This window comes from Enterococcus sp. AZ149 (assembly GCF_051714285.1).
Taxonomy (GTDB): Bacteria; Bacillota; Bacilli; order Lactobacillales; family Enterococcaceae; genus Enterococcus_D; species Enterococcus_D entomosocium.
Window position 1 is genome coordinate 2455594 of the sequence record NZ_JBIORO010000001.1, and the last position, 18699, is coordinate 2474292.

General features: G+C 36.0%; 19 protein-coding genes. 3 read left to right on the forward strand and 16 right to left on the reverse strand.

Annotated features, from left to right (window positions below):
• Positions 1–234 precede the first annotated feature (234 nt).
• From IGI94_RS11370 to IGI94_RS11405, 8 genes are all read right to left on the reverse strand, one after another.
• Positions 235–558, reverse strand: a complete 324-nt coding sequence (locus tag IGI94_RS11370; RefSeq protein WP_438899990.1) for a type II toxin-antitoxin system PemK/MazF family toxin — start codon at positions 556–558, stop codon at positions 235–237.
• A 20-nt stretch (positions 559–578) separates the two neighbouring features.
• Entirely contained in the window at positions 579–842 is a 264-nt protein-coding gene (locus IGI94_RS11375; protein WP_438899783.1) for an AbrB/MazE/SpoVT family DNA-binding domain-containing protein, read from the reverse strand.
• 457 nt (positions 843–1299) lie between these two features.
• Entirely contained in the window at positions 1300–1686 is a 387-nt protein-coding gene (locus IGI94_RS11380; RefSeq protein WP_087664983.1) for a hypothetical protein, read from the reverse strand.
• A 3-nt stretch (positions 1687–1689) separates the two neighbouring features.
• Positions 1690–1854, reverse strand: a complete 165-nt coding sequence (locus IGI94_RS11385; RefSeq protein WP_194188423.1) for a hypothetical protein — start codon at positions 1852–1854, stop codon at positions 1690–1692.
• A gap of 364 nt (positions 1855–2218) precedes the next feature.
• The gene (locus IGI94_RS11390; RefSeq protein ID WP_034878435.1) at positions 2219–3070 is read right to left on the reverse strand and encodes an Rgg/GadR/MutR family transcriptional regulator; all 852 of its coding nucleotides are present in this window, start codon (positions 3068–3070) and stop codon (positions 2219–2221) included.
• Positions 3071–3329: 259 nt separating this feature from the next.
• Positions 3330–3536 carry a DUF3955 domain-containing protein gene (locus tag IGI94_RS11395; protein WP_438771756.1) on the reverse strand — a complete coding sequence of 69 codons (207 nt, stop codon included), beginning with the start codon at positions 3534–3536 and terminating at the stop codon, positions 3330–3332.
• An 87-nt stretch (positions 3537–3623) separates the two neighbouring features.
• Positions 3624–4475, reverse strand: coding sequence for a helix-turn-helix domain-containing protein (locus IGI94_RS11400; RefSeq protein WP_430615477.1), 852 nt, complete (start codon positions 4473–4475; stop codon positions 3624–3626).
• 249 nt (positions 4476–4724) lie between these two features.
• Positions 4725–5342, reverse strand: a complete 618-nt coding sequence (locus IGI94_RS11405) for a CPBP family intramembrane glutamic endopeptidase (RefSeq protein WP_438899784.1) — start codon at positions 5340–5342, stop codon at positions 4725–4727.
• Positions 5343–5729: 387 nt separating this feature from the next.
• Here IGI94_RS11405 and IGI94_RS11410 point away from each other — a divergent pair, with 387 nt between their 5' ends.
• Positions 5730–6311, forward strand: a complete 582-nt coding sequence (locus tag IGI94_RS11410) for a hypothetical protein (protein ID WP_005234617.1) — start codon at positions 5730–5732, stop codon at positions 6309–6311.
• Between the two features lie 259 nt (positions 6312–6570).
• Here the strand turns inward: IGI94_RS11410 and IGI94_RS11415 are convergent, their stop codons facing one another.
• A complete protein-coding gene (locus IGI94_RS11415; RefSeq protein WP_005234616.1) occupies positions 6571–6915 on the reverse strand; it encodes a DUF7006 family protein in 345 nt (114 codons plus the stop codon).
• A 665-nt stretch (positions 6916–7580) separates the two neighbouring features.
• Between IGI94_RS11415 and IGI94_RS11420 the strand changes: the two genes are divergently transcribed.
• Complete coding sequence (locus IGI94_RS11420; RefSeq protein WP_438899785.1) at positions 7581–9563, forward strand: hypothetical protein; 1983 nt, start codon at positions 7581–7583, stop codon at positions 9561–9563.
• A gap of 491 nt (positions 9564–10054) precedes the next feature.
• Here the strand turns inward: IGI94_RS11420 and map are convergent, their stop codons facing one another.
• The 5 genes from map to rlmH form a co-directional block, all read right to left on the reverse strand.
• Positions 10055–10840, reverse strand: a complete 786-nt coding sequence (gene map / locus IGI94_RS11425; protein WP_438899786.1) for a type I methionyl aminopeptidase — start codon at positions 10838–10840, stop codon at positions 10055–10057.
• Positions 10841–10882: 42 nt separating this feature from the next.
• Positions 10883–11620 carry a tRNA pseudouridine(38-40) synthase TruA gene (truA, locus tag IGI94_RS11430; RefSeq protein WP_438899787.1) on the reverse strand — a complete coding sequence of 246 codons (738 nt, stop codon included), beginning with the start codon at positions 11618–11620 and terminating at the stop codon, positions 10883–10885.
• A gap of 123 nt (positions 11621–11743) precedes the next feature.
• Positions 11744–13036, reverse strand: a complete 1293-nt coding sequence (locus IGI94_RS11435; RefSeq protein ID WP_438899788.1) for a 5-methylcytosine restriction system specificity protein McrC — start codon at positions 13034–13036, stop codon at positions 11744–11746.
• Positions 13026–14675: an McrB family protein gene (locus IGI94_RS11440; protein WP_438899789.1), complete on the reverse strand. Its 1650-nt coding sequence runs from the start codon at positions 14673–14675 to the stop codon at positions 13026–13028. Before IGI94_RS11440 ends, IGI94_RS11435 begins: the two co-directional genes overlap by 11 nt.
• Positions 14676–14813: 138 nt before the next feature.
• Entirely contained in the window at positions 14814–15293 is a 480-nt protein-coding gene (rlmH, locus tag IGI94_RS11445; protein WP_008379108.1) for a 23S rRNA (pseudouridine(1915)-N(3))-methyltransferase RlmH, read from the reverse strand.
• 373 nt (positions 15294–15666) lie between these two features.
• Between rlmH and IGI94_RS11450 the strand changes: the two genes are divergently transcribed.
• Positions 15667–16971, forward strand: a complete 1305-nt coding sequence (locus IGI94_RS11450) for a S1C family serine protease (RefSeq protein ID WP_010747716.1) — start codon at positions 15667–15669, stop codon at positions 16969–16971.
• A 68-nt stretch (positions 16972–17039) separates the two neighbouring features.
• On the opposite strand, the gene ytpR is transcribed toward IGI94_RS11450, so the two are convergent.
• Together ytpR and IGI94_RS11460 are read right to left on the reverse strand one after the other, a co-directional pair.
• Positions 17040–17654: a YtpR family tRNA-binding protein gene (gene ytpR, locus IGI94_RS11455; RefSeq protein WP_005225431.1), complete on the reverse strand. Its 615-nt coding sequence runs from the start codon at positions 17652–17654 to the stop codon at positions 17040–17042.
• A 573-nt stretch (positions 17655–18227) separates the two neighbouring features.
• A complete protein-coding gene (locus IGI94_RS11460) occupies positions 18228–18689 on the reverse strand; it encodes a universal stress protein (RefSeq protein ID WP_005225429.1) in 462 nt (153 codons plus the stop codon).
• Positions 18690–18699 lie beyond the last annotated feature (10 nt).

The window sequence follows — 18699 nt, forward strand, 5'->3', positions numbered from 1 at the left end:
TGGTTGCACTGTACCATAGTTTCGCCGATTCGCCCAATTTGATGCCCAAAAAACGTTCGAGAGAATGTCTCGAACGTTTTTGGCTTTTGTATAGGTTAGCGTATAAATCGTTCAGGATTTTGAGAATGGCGTTGCTATCTCAAAGATTACAAAGGAGTATAAGTTTACGGACACACTGTCTATAGAATAAAAGAAAACAGCATGGTCAACATAGATAAGATGATCATGTTGTTTTTATTTACTTACTTTTTGAAATATTGTTCTAACTTTCATCAATAACTCCTCAACCAATCTCTCATGCGCTTTTTCCAAAAAAACACACGCTCTGGCCTCATAATCAATTGTCGTTAATTGATCTAGCAATACTTTTCCTGTTGTTTTCATGCCATAATCTGGATCAATACTTACGTATAACGAATAGTTTCTACTTGTACTAGAAATCGGAGCAATGGTGGCAACGTTACTATAATCTGCAATCATGTCATGACTTAAAACAATATAGGGCCTTTTTTCCGTTTGTTCATGTCCAGAACGAGGAGCTGTATCCAACAACAAAATATCACCTTATCTAGGTTTTCTTACCATTTTTCATTTCCTATTGCTTCACCTAAATGTTGAATTTCCTCCTGATTTCTCTCAGCAGTGTAATTTTCAAATAACTTTTCAATCGTTAACTCGTTTTCTGAATTTGCCGCTTCGATGATTAGTCGCTTATGCCCGTTTACTTCTTCTTGTATTATCTTCACTTTGTCATCAGTATGAATGCCAAGATACTCCATAATGTACTTTGGCAATCTAAGACCGTTACTATTGCCCCATTTTTTTATAGGTAACATTTCCATGCGCGACACCTCTTTCTATATATACATAGTATAAGATATATCACGACGGAGTATATACATAATTATCCTTTTGTCGAAGCACCTAAATTCATTTAAAAAGAATTGTTCTTAAAAGTTTACTCTGCTGTCCTAAATTAGGATCTTTCTATCCTAACTAATTGAGCTACTAAAGGAATTTTGAAATGAAGAATAGAAAAAGGATCAAAAATTATTAAGTTTCTGATCCTCAATAATATTGTACCAATATTATCTCACAACAAGAACAAAATACATAAATTAGACTCTGTCGCATTCTTAAAAATCAAAATTGTATAATATCATACTATGATTAGTTGCTTGATTCGGTGAAACCTTCTTCATTAGGCGCAACTTGCCACCCAGCACTATGAAATGCTCTTGTTATTAAGTCTTCAACAAAATTTGGATTATCTGTAGGGTAGCCGTGGTCATATAATATTTACCTAGAATAGATTAATAACATGCCACTATCTTGATTAGACCGTGCCATCAGTTGAATAGCATGTTCTAACTCGTCGACAGTGGCGCCAATATTGAAAGTAGTGTTTTGGTTTTGTGCCAAAGTCATCCGTTCATGAAAATCCGATATCAAACTTTCTGCTTGGTTATACCATTGCGGCTCCGATGTAGATGGCGCCATAGTTTCGCTTGTGCTCCTTCCTGATTGTTCGGTACTCCCAATAGACTCCATAAACGTTGGTTCCTTCATCGCCTCGACAAACCGATTTATTGGGTGCTCCGATTTTGCCAAGACATAGCCAAATAAAATTACCAATGCGCAAGTTATACCAGATACAATCACAGATGAAAGAGTTGATTTTTTCATAGATTAATTTCCTATTAATAATAACTCTTGCTTCAAGAGTATCTGTGCTAACTTTTGAACCTCTTGTCGATTACATTTTCTCTCAATTTCTTTCTGACGTTTCTGATCGATTGGGCTTTTGAACTTAAGGGATCCGCATCGGTATGTTTTATATGTTAATTCTTCCATTTGATTTCCTCTTTCCTTACAATGTAAATCTTATAATAAGGCTATTTAAGAAGAAAATAAAAAAAGTCCGATATAATGGACTTCCCAACAATTTCTATATAAATATTCATTCCCCAAATAAGTTATTGACAACTATGTTTATAGTTATTATCCCTTTAATTAATATAAATCATAATTCTCTTTAAATACCTTCAGCTTCCTATTTGGGCAAATTCATCTAATTTGACCATCTAATTCAAATTAGTAAACATATTTAGAATGAAAAATAAACCATAGTATTTTAAAACTTAAATAGCTTTCTAATTTAAGTCTTAATATCTACTTTTAAATAGATGCACAATCGAAAACTACATGCCCTATATAATTATGAAACTAATTGTGAATAAAGCTCAGCTAAAGAGTCTTGATTTAAATCTCTCATTATCTGAAGCATTTTTTGTGTAAGATCTCTTCCCTCTTGCTCAGGCCCTCTTTTTATTAATAGTAACCCGCTAAAAAACTTATATACCGTTCGGTGAAAAAATTCTTTATAATCGGTTGATAGTAAATCGAGCTGTGTTAATAATACTTCTGTATAGTCATACTGCTGCCTTTTAAATGTATATTCAATTAGGTTGATCAACAAAACACAATATATTTCTCTTCCTTTTTCAAGTTTCACATAACGTTCCATCAATTTTGAAACTCTTTTAAAAAAAACTAGAATAATTTCACTATCTAAAAATTCGAGTGTATTCGTAAATAGTTGAATTTCTTGCAGAGACCAACTTTCCACATCGATCAGATAGGTTAAAATGGTATGTCTATCAGCTTCTAAAACTACTTTGGTATTATATTCCCCATACTCTTCAAAATATTCTAAGAGACGTATCCGAGATCTGACCTCAGCAATTCTAATTCCATTTAACTTGCCGGATTTTACTTGCAGATCTTCTAAAAGATGTTTGAGTCCTTTGATATCTTGATTGTTCGCCAGTTTATTATAAATATAATTATAGTTATTCTGTTCATTTAATTGGTATCCATTAGAAATAAACATAAATTCATCAATGTCCATAGAAATATTGTCTAATATTTGCATCAGTATATTGGCTGATATTTGATGTTTTCCTTTTTCAAATTCAATAGCATATGATTTAGATATAATATTTCCATATACATCTTTCTGGCTAAATCCTTTTTTTAATCTTATTTCCCTTATAGTTTCTCCGTACATATAGTACTCCTCTCACATTCAAGATTCTCTCATCCATATCAACAAAGAAATATGTATGCTAGCATATTATTCATTAAATTTCTTTAAAATAATATTTGATCTTATTATACAATTTGTTTTCTGATCATTATAGTGACTTAACCTATAAGATGAAAGAAAAAGAGGAGTGAATGACTTGGATACATCTCATTCGCTCCTCTTTTTCTTTCGTTTAGATTAAAAACAAGAAGTCCTAATCGTGAAAAACATCTCATCTGTATCATTTAGTCTTTAATTTATTTATTAATAGCTTAGTAGTAGTTATAGAAATTGAAATAAAGATTGATAAATATCCTAGTGGTATACAAAAGAATGCTGGCTCTACAACAAATCCTCTTGAGTCCAGATGCGACCCTACCAAGTTACTAACCATAAAGAGCACTACTGCTAATAAAAAAAAGAAAATTGAACTGCCAAATTGTTTCATTTTATATTCCTCCTGCTTTTTAATTTATTTAAATGATTGGTTCAGTTTAACAAGTAATGGATTTATTATCATCTATGAAAAAATCCGTTAAATCAATAAAAGGGCGTACAACTTCGCTAGTGGTTCTTGGTTTAATTTTTTCATAATATCTAACATATTTTCTGCAATAGCTCTTCCCTTTTCTTGATCAAGTTTTTTCATTACCAAGAGTCCCTCAAAAAAATTATAAACGGTTCTAAAAAAAAACTCTTTATAGTTGGATGATAAAAGATCCAATTGGATAAGTAATATTTCTGTATAGTCGTATTGCTTTTTCTTAAATGTATATTCCAATAAATTTATAATCAATGCGCAATATATTTCTTTCCCCTTCTCTAGATCGGCATAATATTCAAGCACACGAGAAACTCTTTTAAAAAGAATAAATATTGATTCATTGTCTAACAAATCTATCGTATTAGCGAAAAGCTTAATTTCTTGAAGTGTCCAACTTTCCCTCTCAATTAGGTAGGTTAAAATAGTCTGTCTATCTTCTTGTAAAATCACATTTGTATCATAAACACCATTGTCTCTGAAATTTCGTAAAATTCGGAGACGAGACCTTACTTCAGCTATTCTAATATCATTTAATCTACCTTCCCTACTTTTTAATGTTTTTAATAAATCTTCTAGACCTTCAATATCATGCTTGTTGGCTAACTTACTGTACGTATAATCATAATACGTTTTTTCGTTCATATTATAGTTATTAGCAATAAATAAAAATTCGTCTATTTCTATAGATAGATTCTGTAAAATTTCAAGCAATATATAAGTAGAAATTTGATGCTTTCCTTTTTCGAATTCTACTGCATATGATTTTGATATGATGTTTTCATACACTTCTTTTTGAGTTAACCCTTTTTTCAGACGAATTTTCCTTAACGTTTCTCCATACATTTATTATCCTCCTATCATAAGATTGTATTAAAAAACTTCTTACATTTCTTATTATAGTAATCTTTCTTTTTTTGGATCATCAGGTATGAAATATGAGACCGAAAAATTCGAAACAATAATTTTTTTATAACTATTACGAGTCATGTATTGAACAATAAGGTTCTTTATATAAATAGAAAAAAAGAGAACTAGCAAGTTCTTGCTAATTCTCTTATTCGTCTATATATCAATATAGGAATTAAAAAAACACTATTTGAGAAAAAAGATAATAAAGCCTAGCGAGTCATAGATAAAATGACAGATCCAACTCACCCAAACACTAGATGATTTCTTCCATACATAGTTTAGTGCTAACCTAGCCGGTGCTAGGGTGAATATTAATTGTATAGGGTGAAATCCATACGCAGGAATGTGCCAGAATGCAAAAAGAATGCTGCAGATAATTGTTGACCAGAAAAAAGAAAGGCCTTTTTTCTGAAGAGCGATTAGGATATTTGTACTTAATAGTTCTTCTCCCATCAGCATAAAGGGCACTTGAAACAAAATCATTTTTACTGAAAGTGTATCATTAATCGCATTCGGCGTAGGTTGCCCAAAAATTAATGAATAGAGGAATGAAAAAAGCATTCCAGAAAACAAAACAAGAGGTAATCCCCAGGCGAATGATTTAAAGTTGAAGTGCTTGAACTGATTTAGAAAGTCCTTTCTTAATAAACAATACCCGGCAATAAAGGCAAATACTAAATTCCAAACCGTTCCAAAAACGACATGAAGTAGCTCGGGAAAATTTATAAAAGATAAAATTTGATAAATCAAAGCAATTCCTATAGTAGTCAATAACAAGAAATTAGCTGATTGTTTTTTCATATTTACCCAACCTCCTTATTTTTATCTGATTATTATTTTAAAACTATTCAAACATGGTAGCCTTCTCGGGAAAAATAAATATACATACTAATTTTCTGTTTCATACAAAATTTTGTAAAGTTTTGTATTTTAATTATAACATATTCATATTGAATACCAGGAAGATTGAGAAAGACTGATACTATACCAAGGACAACTAATTTTCCCAGCAATATCGTGCTTGCTAAAAATGAAACATACGATCATATAGATAAATCATTATTTATATTATATATACCTATATTTTACTTTTTTGAAGTATGAAATATCTGTCTTTTTAGGTAATTTGAACCTAAAATAACCTAAAATAGATTTTGCAACAAAATAAATAAATGGAGAATTTAGAACATGAAAAAAAAGCAATTATCAAAATCTTTAATAGCCACTGGCTTACTTTGTACAATATTCGGGAGTGTTACAACATTTGCAGCCAGCACTGCACTTTATCGTGACTCCACGGCAACTACAGAAGCTATCTACCAAGGTGTTCATGCCTTATCCCGAACTTTAAGCGGCACTAAGACAGACTTGGCAACAGCGTTAGTAGATAAAGCAAAAGCAGAAGCTGATAAAATAAAAGCTGAGAATGAGAAGAAAGCTGTCGAAAATAATCTCGAAACGGCAAATAACACAATTACTGATTTAAGAACACAACTTACAAATGCCAATAACGCTGTCACAGAAGCGCAAGCCAGTGCAGCTCTTGATAAAAAAACTGCTGAAGATAAAGGAAGTGCCGTAGCAGCTGCAAAAGATGAACAACTAGGCGCCCTTAAAACTGCAGTTGATAGTATCCTGTCTGAGCACAATGTGCTTCCTGACAGTAATAAAGATAGTGTAGAAGCATTAAAAGGTAGCGATGATGCAGCAAAAGCTGTCGATGACGCCAATAAGAATCAAACAGAAAAAGTGAATCAAGGTAATTCATAAATTTGTTTAGTTCTTCTAATATCAAACTGTAAATCATGGACCCTAACATTAAATAGGTTTATTCAAAGTATTATGCTCAATAGATAATAAACTTTGAGATAAATAATAAAAAAGCAACCCGTCATAAATAAAAATGTCAGGTCAGGAGAGTAAAGTTCTGTCCTGTCTTTTTATTGTAAATATATATTTAAATCGCATATTAAAATTTTATATTATCTGAATAAAATTCACTTTGAACAGTCTCCTGAAGTCATTTATTTTATAGAAGTATAAGTGAGTGAATCTTACTAATATTTGTCATTCCATCCATCCTGAATATTTCTTCATAGTAAGTTCCGCTATCTATTTCTGCCAATCTTATTATTTCAGTTTCAGATAATTTGAAAATATTGTCATCAATTAAACTAGATAAAATTTGCAACTTAGCATCGATTCGTACCAATTCTTTGATGGTTGCAAACGCATTTTTGGTAGAAATATTCTGAATCAATTTAATGAAATTTTCTTTTGTCGTTATATAGTACTCGTTAATTAATGGATAGTTATATTTTTCGAAAAAATCATCGAAAAATAAGAAATATTCGTTAGCTGATTTTATTGTCACTTGTTATCTCCTTTCAAATTTATTCTAAGAGATCCGCACAATACCTATTCGTTTATTCAAAATGTTTCCTCTTCTACTTGTCATTTTAAAAGCAGTCTGCGAATTTCCATTTATTTTACCTCTTGAATTTGGTCAAAGAAAAAAAAGTCTTTAATTTAGGACTTATAAAAAAACATATGACTTTGGAAGTTTATTGTTATTCATGGAATTGAGTTACAAAAGAGATATTAATCATCTTTATGTACACACATATTCAGAAAAATTAATTAACCATTTTGTCCTTATTATCTTTGAATACAAGTAAGAATATGATTACTAGAAACAAAAGAAGAAACAATGGGCTGTTTTAGAACAAGAATTTCAATAAATAATATAATAGCACTCACCATAATTATCATTGAGGTACTAAATTTAAGACCTTCTATGTAGAATAAGCCAAAACCTTATATGATAAGTTTTGTCAGACAGAATCAAGAAATTTTCATGAAATAATTCATTGAATTTAAATACCATTCAGTATTTACTTCCATTTTCACTGGTGTTCATGGAGATTTGTCTTTTATTTTGCCGTGGATTGACTATCTTATTCTAAGTTCTTAGACAAGATACTTGTATTTCTACGAGAAAAACCAATCACAAATCGAATTTGAGGAGAAATTTTAATCATGAAAAAACAAATCATTGCCACATCAATCATATTAGCTAGCATAACTACCGTAATCGCGACTGAGGCTCAAGCCAATGCAGACTCCATCAATGGCGTTGATGTAACAACTGATCAAACACAAAAAAAAGCCACCAGTGAAAATGGTGAAACTTGGGTTAATGATAATAATGTATGGTATAACCAAACTTCAGGGGATAACGGTATCATTACACCACCGAATACTCCCGGTCAGCAAAAACCTGAGCAGTCTTTAACGCCTGCTGAACCTAATCAAACACCGTCGATTATTAAGCAAGAAACCCCATCTGCACCATCGGTACCTACAAAAGCCGAGTATATCGCACCAGCTAAACCTATCTCTGAGCAAAAAGTATCGAATACGCCAGCTGTTCCTGCTACTCCTGTGATAAATGTCCCTGATTTGCAGCCGAATGCATCGGTTCAATTGGTTCCTGCTACTCCTGCTGTTCCTACAAAAGCCGAGTATATCGCACCGGTTAAACCTGTCTCTGAGCAAAAAGTACCGAATACGCCAGCTGTTCCTGCAACTCCTGTGATAAACGTGCCTGATTTGCAGCCGAATACGCCTGTGCAATTGGTTCCTGCTACTCCTGCTGTTCCTACAAAAGCCGAGTATATCGCACCAGTTAAACCTGTCTCTGAGCAAAAAGTATCGAATACGCCAGCTGTTCCTGCTACTCCTGTGATAAACGTGCCTGATTTGCAGCCGAATACGCCTGTGCAATTGGTTCCTGCTACTCCTGCTGTTCCTACAAAAGCCGAGTATATCGCACCAGTTAAACCTGTCTCTGAGCAAAAAGTACCAAATACGCCCTTTGTACCTGCTACTCCTGTGATAAATGTCCCTGATTTGCAGCCGAATGCATCGGTTCAATTGGTTCCTGCTACTCCTGCTGTTCCTACAAAAGCTGAGTATATCGCACCGGTTAAACCTGTCTCTGAGCAAAAAGTACCGAATACGCCAGCTGTTCCTGCAACTCCTGTGATAAACGTCCCTGATTTGCAGCCGAATACGCCTGTGCAATTGGTTCCTGCTACTCCTGCTGTTCCTACAAAAGCCGAGTATATCGCACCGGTTAAACCTGTCTCTGAGCAAAAAGTACCGAATACGCCAGCTGTTCCTGCAACTCCTGTGATAAACGTGCCTGATTTGCAGCCGAATACACCGGTTCAATTGGTTCCTGCTACTCCTGCTGTTCCTACAAAAGCCGAGTATATCGCACCAGTTAAACCTGTCTCTGAGCAAAAAGTACCGAATAAAAAATACGAGGATCCAATAAATAAACAGCTAAAAGAAGTACCTAGTATGATACCTAGCCAACCAGTAGAAATGACAATAAATGTTCCTATTAAAAAATTTCCACAAATGAATACTTTTAATTTTTCTATGCAAGCAATCAATACTTTTGCGACTACTATAATTGATAATACATTCTCTACAAATACAGAAAAGATTACTCCTGCAACTAATGTACTAGTCGAAAAACAGCCATCACTTATCGATGGAGATATCCCTAAAAATTTAAACCCTTTTGATCATAAACAGTTTATTCAAGCTAGTAGAGTACCAATTATTGAAAAACCAGTAATTATGAAATTGGAACAACTAAGTGAACAGAAAACAAGCCGACCTGTCCCTAAGACTTCTGAAGAAAAGCAAACAATTAAAACAATCCAATTCAAAACAGCGCTCATGAAATCTGAAAGTAAACAAACAGCGCAATCTTTAACAAAAAAAGAAAATCAGGTAAATAGAGAGACGATTCCCCTGCCTACTAGGTCTTCAAGGCATGACGTGAAATCCACACTCTTAAAATCTTCAAGCCTAGCAATGATGCCTAAAACAGGAGACACCGACTCTTTTACTTTTCAAGAAAGTTTACGAATCATTGGTTTTGTTTTGGCTAGTCTAAGTCTGTTAGGTTTATCATTTAAAAGTAGAAAAGGTTACAAGAAATAAGATATAAAAAAGACTAGCTCTATATGGCTAGTCTTTTTATGCTTTATTGAAATTTGACATATAAAGTATTATTATTTGTAAACTTAAGTTAATATATTTTCATAGATCGCTAGTACTAATAATCTATGAAAATATTAATAAAATAGAGATCAAAATTTTAAGTTTCTGCCCCTCTTTTCTTAATCTATAAAAAAGGCGCTATAATTTATGGGACTGATGAATCAGAATTGACTCTCCAATCTCATTTTCATTTTAAGTAGAAAAAAGATCATTCTCTAGTTTGTTTAAATCACCCCAAAACAACTAAGGACACGATATACTATATGAACGACTCCATCAAAAATACCAATATGAATAGACAAGCACTCGTTGATTACTGAGTTCTTTTATGAGTCTTTTTGAAAAAAGCACAGTTCGAAAGGGCGTACCATCAGTTAGGTATGCCCTTTAAGAGAAGTAGGAAATTCTCATGTTACGGAAGTTCCACACAGTTATTTTTCAAAGACATTAAGTGATGTTGGCGTTTCTTCCTTTTGCAACGTCATGATGACTGGACCTTCTTTGGTGATGGCGATCGAATGTTCATATTGGGCACAATAGCTCCCATCAATCGTGCGTGCTGTCCAGCCGTTTGGGTCCATCTTCATGCGCCAAGTGCCGGTCGTGATCATCGGTTCGATGGTGATCGTCATGCCCTCTTTCAAACGAATTCCTTTGCCAGGTAACCCGAAATGAGGAAAGAATGGTTCTTCATGAATGGTTGGGCCAATGCCGTGAGCAATAAAGTCGCGCACAACACCATAACCTTTTTCTTCAGCGAAGCTTTGGATCGCATAACCAATATCGCCGACTCGGTTGCCAACCTGTGCTTGCTCGATGCCTCTCATCAAGGCTTCTTTCGTTACTTCCATCAGCGCTTGATGTTCTGGCGAAATCTCTCCTACAGCATATGTCCAACAGCTGTCAGAGATTGCTCCTTTGTAATCGACACAAAAATCGACTTTGACGACATCGCCTGAATCTAAAACATATTCTGAAGGGAAACCATGACAAATCTCTTCATTGACACTGATACACGTCGCAAATTCATAGCCTTCAAACCCGATTTGCGCGGCTGTTGCCCCTGCAGCTTCTATCTGTTGATGGACAAAGGCGTTGATTTGGTTCGTGGTGATACCGGGAACGATTTTTTCCCGTAGCTGCTCGTGAATACTTGCCAAGATACGACCAGAAGTTTTCATTTGTTCGATCTCTCGTGGGGATTTTAATGTGATCAATAGATGATCTCCTTTCCTTAAATAGCCATTACCATGTTTCTTTTAATAATACACCTCATCTAGAAATAAGCCATGAGAAGGCACTGTTTCACCAGCTGCTTGTCGTACTTTATCGGCTAACACTTGATCGATCACTTCTGGCGGTAGCGTGCCATCGCCAATGGCAATCAGTGTGCCTGTCAAGATTCGGACCATTTTATGCAAAAAGCCGTTGCCTTTGAAGGTAAACCGCAATAGGTCGCCTTCTGGTGTGATAGTGATTTTATCGATTGTGCGCACCGTTGATTTTTTTGATTTTTTCAACGCAGAAAAGCCAATAAAATCATGGGTGCCGATCAACTTCTCAGCCGCTTGCTGCATTTTTTCCAAATCAAGGGGCTGCGGGCAATGAAAACTGGTATTGCGAGCAAAGACCGATGGGATCGCGTTGTTCCAAACATAATAGCTGTATTGCTTGCCTTTAGCGTGATAGCGTGCATGGAATCGTTCAGGCACTTCTTCAATCTTGTTGACAACAATGTCTTGCGGCAAATAGCGGTTAAAGAACTGCTGCATCTCTGGCAAACTCATTTGATGGGTCGTCTTGAAATTTGCCACTTGTCCTCGAGCATGCGTGCCCGCATCGGTTCTACCAGAACCCACGATCTCAATTTCTTCTCCCGTCAATAATTTGATGACCCCTTCAACTTTTTCTTGGATCGTTTTTTCAGAATCTCCTAGTCGTTGCCACCCTAAGTAGCGCTTGCCGTCATATTCAATCGTTAATTTGATATTTCGCATGATTGTTGCTCCTTTTTACCGGTAGTACCGGTGGATAATTGTGATAATGTTTTTTCCTTTTGTATCATCCATCAACATAAAGGTCTTCAATTACCTTCTAAATAAAAGTCCGTTTTCACTTGTTCATATAAATTCCTTCTTAAGCTCTTCTTCTACAATTCTTATTCTATTTAAAAATTCAGAATAGCTTGAAGCTTCTTGAGGTATAAAGAACTTATAAGTAAACATTTCTCCGCCAAAACCACACAAAATCCCCAACTTTTTATAACCATGTTTTTCAGGATTAACATCTGAGGTAGGCTGTATAAAACCACCCCTTATCTTTCCTTTTTTCTCTTTGTTCATGATATGAATATAAGTTGTCATTTGATTGTAATCGTTCCTAGTATCAAGGTTCTTTTTATATTTAGTATCAATTGGCAAGTTTCCAACAGAAAAATCTGGATACCGAGGAGATCGTCTTGAATTCTGAAATAGACTTATAGTTGCTAACTCTTTGTTTCTCCCATAGTGTTTCCAACCTGTAACTTTCCCAATGTATTCTTCCCATAACCATGATATGTCTATAATTATACCGTGTATCTGCTGGTGATCACTGTCAAAACCAGATTTTTCTTCCGATAGAATTTGAATGCATAGTCTCTGGAGAGCCGCGTATTCAGCATAGTAACTGTGTCGGATCGGATGCATAATATTGGACTGAAGAACTTCAAAACGTTTTAGTTTAGAATAAGTAGTAGTTGTTTGCTTTATTAGGCTCACATATTTTTTTATACTATCATTATTATTAAGTATATATTGATATTCATTTTGAATTTTCTCAATCGTGTGTCGTACAAGCTGGGTCAATTTATTGTCGTAACTGAATTCCCTTGTACGATAGGCAACATTTCCAATAAAAGGAATATTTGAACGCACGTGACGTGCGACATCTATAGTGCCGCTAATATTAGTATTATTATATTGCCGTTTAACATATTCTTTGTATACACCTTTTCTCATCGCTTCTTCTAGATAGTACGGAAATAAAAAAATTAACATATTATAGTAAGACATTTTCTCTGATGAGCTTATTGAATCCTCAATCACATTATAATTTAAAACTTTTTGGAGCATATATCTCAAAAAGTAATCTTCATTAATCGTTCTATTACTAAATCTAGAATTAATTCTAAGTTCGTCCTTAGAACCACTAAAAATGCCTACAACATTACATGTCCATATTTTTCCATTTCTTGATTGAAAAATCATATTATCTTCTTTTAAATCATTTGATTCATTGATATGTTGAGGAAATATAATGAATTTCTGTCTATCTAAACTTTTCAAATCATGATTAATTAGCTTTTTTATAATCGGGTGCTCAGTCAATGAATCATTGATCACTTCATTGTCATAAAGCATCTTAATTTTCATCAGAATCACCAAGTCCAAAGTATATCTTTGTCAAATGTTCAATTTTATCAGAAGCTTTATAATCGCCTCGGTAGTAATCTTTTAATAGTGGATAAAGTTTTGTTTGCCACAAGTCTTCAATAGATTCTTCATCAGAATCTATACCTAAAAAATAGCTAGCACCAATCTGATAGTCTGTCGACAACCCACCTATTTCACTATTTACAATTGCTTCATTCAAGCGCATCATAATTTCTTTTGTTTCTTGACGAGATAACATATTATCTGCTGACTCTTTAGCCGTAATTTCTATAAACGAAAATCTTCGACGCATAGCAAAATCGAATGTATCTACAGATCGATCTATATCATTCATCGTCCCAATTATATATACATTATCTGGAATGTAAAATTTCTCTTCTGGATTTGTATGAATACTTGCATACTGTGTATATACACCTGCAGTATTCCCACGATATCCAGGATCTATCGAGAAGAAAAGCTCTCCAAAAATTTTAGAGATTTCACCACGATTAATTTCATCAATGATGAAAACATAATTTTGATTATTAAATGAATCCTTTCTTGATTCTATATAGTTTCTCAATCCAAATTCTTCTTTTAAATGTTTTACAATAGCTTTGCGGTAAGTATCAAATCCCCCTTTAGGTGTTCCAGGTAAACCTCGGTAAACATTGTAGACTTGATCGTGATTCAGGTAGATATTCCTATTCTCAGGATATACTCCTTGAATTTCATTTCTTTCGTAAGCAAACAGATTATGAACGGGTTTTCCAGTTAACGTTTTAAGTTTATTATAACCACCATCAGCACTCGCTTCCGTCACCGTGTCGAAAAATTTTTCCCAAGCTTCATCAAAATCAGATTGATTATCGCTCGTGTTAGGTTTCAACGCTTTTTCTATAAATGATTTAAAACTCCCAGATTTCAAAGTAAAACTTACAACACCATCTTCTGATGTTGAGGGTCTCAGTCCTTCAACAAAATCAGTGTAATCGTAACTTGGATGAAACTGGACAAAACCGATTCTACTTTTTTCATCTTCATTTAATTCATTCATTTCTGTAGTTTTACCATTTGAAACTATATCTGCAGCAACTTGATTAGCAATAAAGGTTTTCCCTGTTCCAGGAGCTCCTCGCAAAATTACATTTTTAGTCTTAATCAGTCTATCTGATATCTCTAATAGGTATTTTTGTCTCTTTGTCATTACAGTTTTTGATCTTTCCTTGTCCATAAAGCTCCAAAATATTTTAACTATCTCTTTTATCTCAGAAGTAAAAGGTCTATCTGACAATAAATAAATCTCTTTTTTGATCTCTTTATTTACACTAAAAACCAATTTTTTATTATTTTCATCACTGCGATCGTAAGAAATATTATTGTAACCAGTATTAAGGAAACCTTTTGGCCAAAGTTTTTTTCCAGCATTATTTTGGTTGTAATTCCATCCAAAGTGTAAGTCATCTATAATAATGGAAGAATTTCTATCGATCTTCCGTTTTCCTGTAATAAACTTATTCCGCTTTGCTCGATCTTCATTATAATTGCCATTATTTTCCTCATAACACCAATCACTAAATTCAATCAGCTCAGAAACCACTTCACATAATTCCACAATTCGGTTATCACTGCTCATTTCGATTCCTCCATAATATGTAACCCATGATACGCCTTGACAATAGTTCAGTAAATTAGGTTTTTTATAAGATTACAGCTAAATAAATAGTTCAACTTACATTTAAAAGCTATACTTCAATTGATGATTATACTCTTATTACTTATGATACGGCGCCCCCGTATTGATTCGATACGCGCGATAGATTTGCTCCAATAAGATCAGTTTCATGAGTTGGTGGGGGTAGGTCATTTTGCCAAAGGAGATTTTGGCATCACTACGGGTCATGACTTCTTGACTCAAGCCTAGGGAGCCGCCAATGACGAAGGTCAGTTGGCTTTTTCCTTGGATGCCGAGTTGATCGATTTGTTTGGCGAAGGCTTCGCTAGTGGGGTTAGTGCCTTCGATCGCTAAGGCAAAGACATATTCGGTGTCTTTGATTTTGGCTAAAATGCGCTGCCCTTCTTTTTCTTTGATCTGCAGCATTTGGGCTTCACTCAAGGTTTCTGGTGCTTTTTCATCTGGTACTTCGACAAACTCAAGCTTTGCGTATGCCCCCAATCGTTTGGCGTACTCGTTGATTCCTTGAACGAGGTACTTTTCTTTTAGTTTTCCTACCGTGACGATTTTGATTTTCATAGGTTCCTCCTCGTTATCCCCTTATTTTATGAAAATGTGGACAATGCTATCCACAACCTTTTACACACTTTGACTTTCTTTGAAATTCTTCTATCCTATCTATAAAACCGCGACACTTGAAGGGTTTCTTCATCCACCCAACCAAAGCTTTCAAGTTTGTCCACACACTGTGGATAAAAAGACCTTCGCTTCTCCCCAGTTTCGCCTGCTATTTTTATTCAAAAATGAACGGGTTTTGCGAAGAAAATTTCATCGTTTGAAACAGATTCTTACGCAACTTCTTCATATTTTTTTCAAAATCTCTTAGTAGACTAATCTCAGATAGAAGGAATATACTGATTATAACGAATTATTCATTAAGGGGGAAATAGTAATGGCAAGAAAATATGTCACACCAGGTAAGAAAACTTCTCCTGGTTTATTAAAACGATTAGGTATTGGGATTTTAGGCGGTATGGTCGGCGGTTTATTGACCTTCGGCGGTCTGTATCTGGCAATGGGTTCCTCTTTGACTTCAACACCAGAAACCACGACCAACAGCGGGGTCCAAGATTCTAACGGACAAACCCAAGTATCCAATGTAAAACTTGATGTGACTAGCGATGTCACTGAGGCAGTTGAAAAAGTACAAGATTCTGTCGTTTCCATCATTAATCTACAACAAAGTCAAAGCAACGACTGGAACAGCCTCTTTGGTCAGCAAGGCGGACAAAGTGAAGGCGATAGCCAAAGCGACGACGACAGTGCTTTAGAAGCTTCTTCTGAAGGTAGTGGGGTCATCTACAAAATCGATGGCGACGATGCCTATGTTGTAACCAACAACCACGTCGTAGAAGGTCAAGACGGTTTAGAAGTTGTTTTAGCAGACGGTACGAAAGTCAAAGCTGAATTGGTCGGTACTGACGCTTACACAGACTTAGCTGTATTGAAAATCTCTTCAGAGCATGTGACGACTGCCGCAACATTTGGTGATTCAAGTGCCTTGAAAGTCGGCGAACCAGCCATCGCGATCGGTTCTCCTCTCGGCTCTGACTACGCAAACTCTGTGACACAAGGGATCGTTTCTTCCTTGAATCGTCAAGTAACAAGCCAAAACGAATCCGGTGGTACGATCAGCATCAATGCGATCCAAACGGATGCTGCGATCAACCCAGGGAACTCAGGTGGTCCACTGATCAACGTTGATGGCCAAGTGATTGGGATCAACTCAAGTAAGATCGCCAGCACCTCTGGCTCTGCTTCAGGTGTTAGTGTCGAAGGGATGGGCTTTGCGATCCCAAGTAACGATGTCGTTGAAATCATCAATCAACTAGAAGCAGACGGCAAAGTGGTCCGCCCTGCACTAGGGATCCAAACGATCGATTTAGGTTCCATCACATCACAACAACAAGAACAAATCTTGAAAGTTCCTTCATCCGTAACTTCAGGCGTTGTGATCTACTCCGTCAACAATGCAACACCAGCAGAACAAGCAGGATTGCAACAATATGACGTTATCACGAAGATCGATGACACAGAAGTCAGCACCACAACGGATCTACAATCTGCGTTGTACAAACACAAAGTCGGTGACACGATCACTGTAACCTTCTATCGTGGCGATGAAGAAAAAACAGCAGAAGTAAAACTTTCCGTTGATACGTCGATCAACGAACAATCAACAGACAGCAGCAACTAATCACTAAAACCAATCGAAACAATCAAAAAATGAACTGCCGCAAAAACAGGAAGCGGCAGTTCATTTTTTTAGGCTTTACCGACTGGAAAAGCTTCACCTACAACGGCATCTTGAGGCAGCTCAAGGATGCCTTTTTTCATTGGTGCACCTTCTAAATGCAGTTCTTTAGCAGAGCAGATCATTCCAAAGCTTTCTACGCCACGAAGCGTCCCCGGCCAAATCATCAAGCCATCTGGCATCATTGCCCCAGGTTTTGCGACAACGACTTTCAAGCCTTTACGGATATTGGCAGCACCACAGACGATTTGCAAGACTTCCCCATCCCCAACTTCTGTTTCCGTGATAGACAGATGGTCGCTGTCTGGATGTTCCACACAAGACTTCACATAGCCAACGACGATTTTTGGTTCTGTGTCTGCAGGCAGTTCTTCGCTGAATCCAGCTTCTTTGATCATGGTGTTCAATTGTTGGATTTGTTCTTTCGTCAACGTCACTTGACCACGGCCTTCGATCGTCATCACTTCTGAGATCGCAAAAAAGTTCCAGCCGACGATCGTGCCTTCTTCATTTTTGATTTGGGCAACATTGCCTTTGCGTTCGACGGTTTGTTCTAATCCTTTATCATCTGCTGTGATGGCAAGCAGTGTATCACTGACATATTCTTTGTTATAAGCAAAAATCACGTTTTTTCCTCCTTAGGTACTTACACATTCCGCCCATAATCTTAACAAATTTTTCGGCATCCGTCATGGAATTTCTTTGTTTTCCTTGAAATTCTACTTATTTTCAAAGACAAAAAACGCCTGAGAACCAACTTCTGCTGGCTGGCTTAGGTTGAGAATTGGCGAAGGAGCAGAACCCGCGGCTTCTAAAGAACTTGATAGTAGAACTACTCTCTACGAAAGAAGGCAACAATAAGTTATCCAAAAACTGTATACAGGAAAAAACTAAGAACCAGCTGCGGCTTATTAGCTAAGACGCTGCTTTGCTAACGAGCCGATAAACGCTGGTTTTAAAACTTCTGTTTGGCACTATTACCTACGAAACAAGACAGCAGCGACAGATGTTTTACCTCAAAACGAGCACAAAAAAACCTAAGAACCAGCTGCAGCTTATCAGCGAAAGACAATGCTTTGCTAACAAGTGAAACATCGCTGGTTCTCAGGAACTTTCTTTTAACCCTTGTCTTCTTTTGCTGCCATCTTCTTTATGGAAAAGAACACGGCAACGACAAGCTTATTTTTTCAAAAATGACCTTACGCTTTTGTTTCTTCAGGCGATACGATCAGCACGTCGCACCGGGCTTCACGGATAACGAAGCTGGCGACACTCCCCATCATGAAGCGTTCCACTGCGTTCAGCCCAGATTGCCCCACCATGATCAAATCGATGTCGTATTGGTCTGGTAATTGAGTGGCAAGGGCATCTTTGATGGAGCCGTAAGCGACGATGCCTTCTACTAGATCAAAATCCACTGATTTTGCATAAGCTTTGCAGTCGTCGATCAGATTTTTCGCCGTATCTTTTTCTTGTTCCAAGATCGAACTATCCAAAGGTGCATAGCCCATCATGGTCGGCACTTGCTGGTCGATGATCGTTGCGGCATAGACCTTCCCTTGATTTCGACGAGCGACTTCCACTGCTTTTTTGAAGGCAGACATCGCTTGATCTGAACCGTCGATCCCTACTAAAATGTTTTGATATCTTTGTGCTTCCATCTTTTTCCCC

Coding starts and splice junctions, on each gene's coding strand:
- IGI94_RS11375 (WP_438899783.1), bottom strand. CDS start 842: ATGGAAATGTTACCTATAAAAAAATGGGGCAATAGTAACGGTCTTAGA.
- IGI94_RS11380 (WP_087664983.1), bottom strand. CDS start 1,686: ATGAAAAAATCAACTCTTTCATCTGTGATTGTATCTGGTATAACTTGC.
- IGI94_RS11385 (WP_194188423.1), bottom strand. CDS start 1,854: ATGGAAGAATTAACATATAAAACATACCGATGCGGATCCCTTAAGTTC.
- IGI94_RS11390 (WP_034878435.1), bottom strand. CDS start 3,070: ATGTACGGAGAAACTATAAGGGAAATAAGATTAAAAAAAGGATTTAGC.
- IGI94_RS11395 (WP_438771756.1), bottom strand. CDS start 3,536: ATGAAACAATTTGGCAGTTCAATTTTCTTTTTTTTATTAGCAGTAGTG.
- IGI94_RS11400 (WP_430615477.1), bottom strand. CDS start 4,475: ATGTATGGAGAAACGTTAAGGAAAATTCGTCTGAAAAAAGGGTTAACT.
- IGI94_RS11405 (WP_438899784.1), bottom strand. CDS start 5,342: ATGAAAAAACAATCAGCTAATTTCTTGTTATTGACTACTATAGGAATT.
- IGI94_RS11410 (WP_005234617.1), top strand. CDS start 5,730: ATGAAAAAAAAGCAATTATCAAAATCTTTAATAGCCACTGGCTTACTT.
- IGI94_RS11420 (WP_438899785.1), top strand. CDS start 7,581: ATGAAAAAACAAATCATTGCCACATCAATCATATTAGCTAGCATAACT.
- truA (WP_438899787.1), bottom strand. CDS start 11,620: ATGCGAAATATCAAATTAACGATTGAATATGACGGCAAGCGCTACTTA.
- IGI94_RS11435 (WP_438899788.1), bottom strand. CDS start 13,036: ATGAAAATTAAGATGCTTTATGACAATGAAGTGATCAATGATTCATTG.
- IGI94_RS11440 (WP_438899789.1), bottom strand. CDS start 14,675: ATGAGCAGTGATAACCGAATTGTGGAATTATGTGAAGTGGTTTCTGAG.
- rlmH (WP_008379108.1), bottom strand. CDS start 15,293: ATGAAAATCAAAATCGTCACGGTAGGAAAACTAAAAGAAAAGTACCTC.
- IGI94_RS11450 (WP_010747716.1), top strand. CDS start 15,667: ATGGCAAGAAAATATGTCACACCAGGTAAGAAAACTTCTCCTGGTTTA.
- IGI94_RS11460 (WP_005225429.1), bottom strand. CDS start 18,689: ATGGAAGCACAAAGATATCAAAACATTTTAGTAGGGATCGACGGTTCA.